This is a genomic window from Caballeronia sp. (assembly GCF_049581465.1).
In the GTDB taxonomy this organism is placed as follows: Bacteria; Pseudomonadota; Gammaproteobacteria; order Burkholderiales; family Burkholderiaceae; genus Caballeronia.
The window spans coordinates 1-4,755 of record NZ_JBAUSA010000374.1 but is presented as its reverse complement, the minus strand read 5'-3'; the positions used below and the strand labels follow the sequence as shown (position 1 = coordinate 4,755).

5 protein-coding genes are annotated in these 4,755 nt (G+C 61.0%); 2 read left to right on the top strand and 3 right to left on the bottom strand.

Annotation, left to right across the window (positions count from 1 at the left end; all coding sequences use genetic code 11):
- The 3 genes from WCA53_RS09290 to WCA53_RS09280 all read right to left on the bottom strand — a co-directional run.
- Positions 1 to 292, bottom strand: a 292-nt coding sequence (locus tag WCA53_RS09290) for an amino acid permease (RefSeq protein WP_423908303.1), incomplete at its 3' end; no start/stop codon positions are given.
- Positions 293 to 632: 340 nt separating this feature from the next.
- On the bottom strand, positions 633 to 1,757 hold the full coding sequence (locus WCA53_RS09285; RefSeq protein ID WP_423908301.1) for a 3-deoxy-7-phosphoheptulonate synthase: 1,125 nt from the start codon (positions 1,755 to 1,757) through the stop codon (positions 633 to 635).
- 130 nt (positions 1,758 to 1,887) lie between these two features.
- Complete coding sequence (locus WCA53_RS09280) at positions 1,888 to 3,189, bottom strand: MFS transporter (RefSeq protein ID WP_423908299.1); 1,302 nt, start codon at positions 3,187 to 3,189, stop codon at positions 1,888 to 1,890.
- Between the two features lie 157 nt (positions 3,190 to 3,346).
- Between WCA53_RS09280 and WCA53_RS09275 the strand changes: the two genes are divergently transcribed.
- Together WCA53_RS09275 and WCA53_RS09270 are read left to right on the top strand one after the other, a co-directional pair.
- Positions 3,347 to 3,766 carry a CopG family transcriptional regulator gene (locus WCA53_RS09275; protein WP_423908297.1) on the top strand — a complete coding sequence of 140 codons (420 nt, stop codon included), beginning with the start codon at positions 3,347 to 3,349 and terminating at the stop codon, positions 3,764 to 3,766.
- A 75-nt stretch (positions 3,767 to 3,841) separates the two neighbouring features.
- The coding region (locus WCA53_RS09270) for an extracellular catalytic domain type 1 short-chain-length polyhydroxyalkanoate depolymerase (RefSeq protein ID WP_423908294.1) at positions 3,842 to 4,755 on the top strand (914 nt) is incomplete at its 3' end.

Genomic DNA, 4,755 nt, shown 5'->3' with positions numbered 1-4,755 from the left:
AGGTATAGCTGCTGCCGCAAACAGGCAGCATGGCCGCGAGTTCCGAATAACACAGCCCGACGAACGCACACGCGATACCGCCCAGGACGAACGACAAAATGATGCTCGGTCCCGCAAATTGCGCGGCCGCCGTCCCAGTCAGCACGAAGATCCCCGCGCCGATGATCGCGCCAATACCCATGGCCGTGATACTGATCGCGCCAAGCGTTTTCGCCAGCGGCCGTTCGCCGCCTTCCGAGCTTTTGACGATATCGGCAACGGTCTTGCGCGCCATGTAACTCGTGTCAGCCATGATGTGTCGCCCCCGGTTGTACGTTGTTGGCACGGATCGAACGAAGCCGGTCCGCGATTCACTACGAAAAAACGAATGCTGTAAGACGACAAGCCAATTGAATGCGAAAGCGTGACAGAACAGTAGTACCGATTAAGTCTATGCGTAAAGAAATTTTATGGAAGGGCCGCGTTTTCCCGAGTGCCCGGTTTGCCGGCCATCACACAAATCCACCACGCGACGCCCCGCTTAGAACGCAAAAAACGAACCCGTGCGGAACAGGGGTTCGTTTTTTACCGGTGAGTGCGGGTCAAGCGGGCAAGCGGACTCAAGCCGGGGTTAAACCCCGCGGCTAGCCGAATTAAGCCGAGTGCTTGCGCCGGTCGCGAACCGCACCGGCAAGCGCTTGCAGCACGGGTTCGGTTTGCGTCCATGCGAGGCAAGCGTCGGTGATCGACACGCCATAGCGCAGCGGCACGCCGTCCTTGAGATCCTGCCGCCCTTCCTCGAGATGACTCTCGATCATGACGCCGATAATGCGTTTTTCGCCACCCGACAATTGCCGTGCGATATCCGCGCCGACTTCAATCTGCCGCAAGTGCGATTTGCCTGAGTTCGCGTGCGAACAGTCGATCATGACTTGCTCGGGCAGTCCGACTTCCTTCAGTGCGGCGCATGCTGCGGCGACGCCTTCGCTATCGTAGTTCGGTCCTTTCTTGCCACCGCGCAGGATGACGTGGGCGTCGTCGTTGCCCCGGGTTTCAAAGATCGCAGCAATGCCCATCTTCGTCATGCCCATGAACGCGTGGCTCGCATGCGCCGCGACGATCGCGTCGGCTGCGATCTGCACGCCGCCGTCTGTGCCGTTCTTGAAGCCGATCGGGCAACTCAAGCCCGAGGCCAGTTGCCGATGGCTCTGGCTTTCCGTCGTGCGCGCGCCGATCGCACCCCACGCGATCAGGTCGGCAATGTATTGCGGGCTCAGCAAGTCGAGGAATTCGGTGCCTGTAGGCAAGCCGATGCTGCTGATCTCGAGCAGCAACTGCCGCGCGCGGCGCAGGCCTTCATTAATGCGGAAACTGCCGTCCAGGCGCGGGTCGTTGATGTAACCCTTCCATCCCACGGTGGTACGCGGTTTTTCGAAATACACGCGCATCACGATCAATAAATCATCGCGCAATTCATCGGCGGCAACTTTCAGCCGATGCGCATACGCGAGCGCCTGATCGTGATCGTGGATCGAACACGGTCCGACCACAATCACGAGCCGGTCGTCACGGCCGTGCAGGATATCCGCGATGGCCGCGCGACTGTGTTCGACCAACTCCTGCACCGCCGGCGGCACGGGCAATTCGTCCTGCAGCAGCGCGGGCGAGATCAGCGGTCGCACCGCGCCGATACGAACGTCGTCAATGCGGGTCGTATCCTGCGTCGAGTCGGCGTTGCCGGCCTCCTGGTCGTGGAAGGGGTTATCGAGGCGGCTCATGGGGTTCTCCGGGAGTCAGGGGAAGACAGGGGACAGCCGGTGATTATCGCACTCGGGCCGCTTCAGGGCCGCAAGTCGAAGCGCGTCGAATGAAACACCCCGCTGCCCGTGCTACTGCCGTTGTCCCCGGTTATTCGGTCAGCACAGTCGTCTTCGTGGGACCGGGCTGTTCGATTGTCCCCTTGATCAAGAACGTCAGCACCACGCCGAGCAGGAACACGCCGCCTGCAAGGAAATACAGTCCGTCAGTGAGACTGCCGGTGTACTGCTTGATCGCGCCCACCGCAAACGGGCCGATATACCCCCCCAGGTTACCGATCGAATTGATGATTGCGATCCCCGCCGCCGCTGCCGGTCCGGCAAGCAGGCGGCTCGGCAAGGTCCAGAAGATCGGCTGCGCTGCGTAAAGGCCGAACGCGGTGAAGCAGAGCGCGCCAAGCTGCACGACATGCGATTGCGCGGCCGCCGATACGAACAATCCGACCGCGCCCAAGCCCGCACTACACGCAATATGAATCATCCGCTCGTCGTGTTTATCGGAATGGCGCGGGACGATCAGCAGGCCGGCGACGGCGAACATAAAAGGAATCGCCGACAAGAACCCGGTCGTCAGGTTGCTCACGCCGAACGCCTTGATGATAGTCGGCAGCCACGTGGTCAGACCGTAGACGGCAAGCGGATACGGCAGGAAGTAGAGCGCGAGCAGGAGAACCCGCTTGTCCTTCAGCGTGCGCAACACGTCAGTATGGCTGGCACGCGCGCCCGATCGCCGTTCCTGATCGAGTTCGGCTTCAAGCCACGCGCGGTCTTCGGCAGGAAGCCACTTGGCTTCCTGCGGCGTGTCGGCGAGAAAGCGCAGGGTAGGCCACGCGAGCAGGATGGCCGGGAGTCCGGTCAGGATGAAGAGCCACTGCCAGCCATGCAGGCCGGCGACCCCTTCCATGCCGAGCAACCCACCGGCCAGCGGTCCCGTGATGATCAGCGCGAACGGTTGCGACAACAGGAACAAGCCGAAGATCCTCCCGCGATGCCGCGCCGGAAACCACTGGCTCAGATAGAACACGACGCCCGGATAAAACCCGGCTTCCGCAGCGCCAAGAAGGAAGCGCAAGACGTAGAAGCTGACAGGCCCGCTGATGAGGGACATCGCAACCGTAATCGCCCCCCATGTGATCAGGATGCGCGCGAACCAGCGGCGTGCGCCGTAACGCACGAGGAGCACGTTGCTTGGCACTTCACACAGGAAATAGCCGATGAAAAACAGTCCCGCGCCGAGGCCGTAGGCCGCGTCGCCGATGCCCACGTCGGCGTTCATCTGCAACTTGGCGAAGCCGAGCGTGGAACGGTCCACGTACGCCACGAGATACAGCAGGACCAGGAACGGGATGATTCTGACCGTCATCAACCGGACGATGCGCGTTTCGGAATTCACTTCGAGTCTCCAGATTGTTTTGATCGTAGGCAAGAAATCTGAGTATCGCGCCCTTTCAGAAGGAACACGACGCGTTTGAATATCGCAAAGAAAATTTGACGCAGCGCAAAAAACATCCTATAACCATCTCATTGGATGGTAACTGGATGATTTTTAAATGACAGCTCAAATTGAATTGCTACGGCCGAAAGGCGGCGAAACAGAGAAGATCACGATCAATCTCGGTCCCATCGACTTGGGTCAGATCGATTTACTGGTGGAAGAGGGGTTTTACTCGAACCGCACCGACCTGATTCGTACGGCGATCCGCAATCAGCTCGCAACGCACGCGCAAGTCGTGAATGAATCCGTCACGAGGCGCGCGCTGGTGCTCGGCCTGCAGCATTTTTCGAGAAGCGACCTGGAAGCGGCGCGCGCTGCTGGCGAACAGCTCGATATCCAGGTGCTCGGACTCGCGAGCATTGCCGCCGATGTCACCCCCGACCTGGCGCTTGCCACGATCGCATCGATCGTCGTGCTCGGCGCATTCCATGCCTCGCCGGCTGTGAAAGCGGCACTGGCGGGTCGGATCCACTAATAGGGCGTCAGGAGCCAGGGAGCACGGCTGATGGCTAATCGCTTGCAGTTTTTGAAAAGACAACTGGGAAAAATAATGAAACTCGATGAAGGATTCATGCACTCGATGCATGACGCAATGAACCTGCTGCGCACGCGCGGCCCGCAAGAAGCGAGTGCTGCGATTCAGCGCGCACTGGGTGGGCAACTGCCGGCGACGCAACCCGCACAGCCTGCGCACGAACCCACCCCCTCGCAAGATCCGGGGCAGTTCACTACGCACACCTTCGCGAATGCGGCGGGGCAGCGCGAATACAGGCTTTACGTGCCGTCGGTCAGCACGGGGCGGCCGATGCCGCTAATCGTGATGCTCCACGGTTGCACGCAAGATGCCAACGACTTCGCGGCGGGCACCCAAATGAACGCACTCGCGGAGGCGCGCGGATTTATCGTCGCGTATCCGGTTCAGCCGCAGCACGCGAACGCGTCGAAGTGCTGGAACTGGTTCAAAACCACCGATCAGCGCCGCGATAGTGGTGAACCGTCGTTAATCGCAGGAATCACGCGCGATGTCATGACGAAACACGCTGTCGATCCGGCACGTGTCTACGTGGCGGGTTTATCGGCGGGAGGTGCGATGGCCGCGATCATGGTGCGAGCGTACCCGGATCTCTACGCAGCGGCGGCTGTGCATTCGGGCCTGGCGGCGGGTGCGGCGCACGACCTGCCATCCGCGCTAGCGGCCATGCGGGGCGGGAAATTGAAGGCCAAGAACTTCCAGGCGCCCAAGCGGCCGATGATCGTCTTCCATGGCGACGCCGACAAGACCGTGCATCCGTCGAACGCAGCGGAACTGGTGCGAGGTTTCGCCGGCGATTCGCTCGTATTCGACGACGCGCTAAGCGCCAAAGCCGGTAAGCGCGCGAGCACGGTGGAGCGTATGACATCGCCTGATGGCGTCGATGTCGAACTCTGGATGATCCACGGCGCGCCGCATGCGTGGGCCGGCGG